Annotated in this window: 1 protein-coding gene; it reads left to right on the forward strand. The window is 27.9% G+C overall.

Going from position 1 to position 1,486, the window contains the following annotated elements; translation table 11 throughout:
- Nucleotides 1-587 precede the first annotated feature (587 nt).
- A complete protein-coding gene (locus tag EUA06_RS22225; protein WP_235889378.1) occupies nt 588-1,457 on the forward strand; it encodes an NADH dehydrogenase subunit 5 in 870 nt (289 codons plus the stop codon).
- The last annotated feature ends 29 nt before the right edge of the window (nt 1,458-1,486 follow it).

The raw sequence follows: 1,486 nt of genomic DNA on the forward strand, positions 1-1,486 counted from the left end.
TTTTTATTTTTATGGGGAGGGTAAGATTTGTGTTTGGGCTTTTTATGTTAATGAATTATATTAGAATTTTAATAGATTTTAATTTTTTATTATTAGGGCCTTTTTCAATAAGATTTACTCTTTATTTAGATAAGATATCAATACTTTTTTGTTCTTTCATTTGCTTAATTAGAGGGTCGATTATTTATTATAGGGGTACCTACATAGAAGAAGAACGTAGGAAATTTCTTTTTTTAGTCTTATTATTTATATTTATTATAAGAATACTTTTAGTAGTTTTTAGACTTAATTTAGTTAGAATTATATTAGGGTGAGATGGACTTGGTTTGGTTTCTTTTTTGTTGGTTATTTTTTATCAAAATAGTAATTCTGTGAGAAGGGCTATAATTACGGGGCTTAGGAATCGTGTGGGAGATGGGGCTATTTTAATTTTAGTAGGTTTAAGAGTGGAATGAGGGGGTTGAAAATTTTTAGATATTCTTAGTGAAATAACTGATGAAAATTTAATATTTTTTGGGTTAATACTATTATTAGCCGCTATTACTAAAAGAGCTCAGATTCCTTTTTCGGCTTGATTACCTCGGGCTATAGCTGCTCCTACTCCTGTTAGAGCATTAGTCCATTCTTCTACTCTTGTTACTGCGGGTATTTATATTCTTTTGCGCTTAAATTTTATTATTGAAATAGCAGGTTTATCTTATTTAGTTTTTTTATTAGGGCTTAGAACTATAATCATAGCAAGATTGAGGGCTAATTTAGAACAAGATATAAAAAAGATTATTGCTCTTTCTACTTTAAGGCAATTAGGGTTAATAATAACAAGTTTAGGATTAGGTCTTATTTTAATTACTTTTTTTCATCTTTTAACTCACGCTATATTTAAGTCTTTACTATTTATATGTAGAGGAGATGTTATTCATCAGAATCAAGGTTTACAAGATTTGCGGTTTTTGGGAGGTTCATTAAAAGGAAGACTTTTTGCTAGAACTTTGATAAATATCTGCAATTTAGCTTTATGTGGATTTCCTTTTTTAGCGGGATTTTATTCTAAGGACGCTATTATAGAAATAGGTTACAGTTCTAGTTATAGTTTGATTTTTTTATATTTGATAGCTTTTAGAGTAGGACTTTCTGGCTCTTATTCTATGCGTTTATATTATTTTAGGTTTTTAAATGAGAGTCAAAGTAGGCCTCTCGGAGGGATTTATGAATCTGTGGATTATATATTTAAATCTAAATTTCTTTTATTTGGTTTTACTTTAACGGGAGGCCTGGTTCTTTCTTATTGTTTATTTGAAACCCCTTTGATAGTATTTTTGAAATTTAATGAAAAAATTATTACCTTAATAAGGACTTTTCTAGGATTTATTTTTGGTTTAATTTTAAGATTTTATATTAGAAGCATTTTTATTATTGATATTTGTAGAGATTTTCAGGATTTTTTAAGAGGTTTATGATATTTAAACTCGCTTTCTGGAGCTTTTTC

The organism is Nocardioides glacieisoli (assembly GCF_004137245.1).
Classification (GTDB): domain Bacteria; phylum Actinomycetota; class Actinomycetes; order Propionibacteriales; family Nocardioidaceae; genus Nocardioides; species Nocardioides glacieisoli.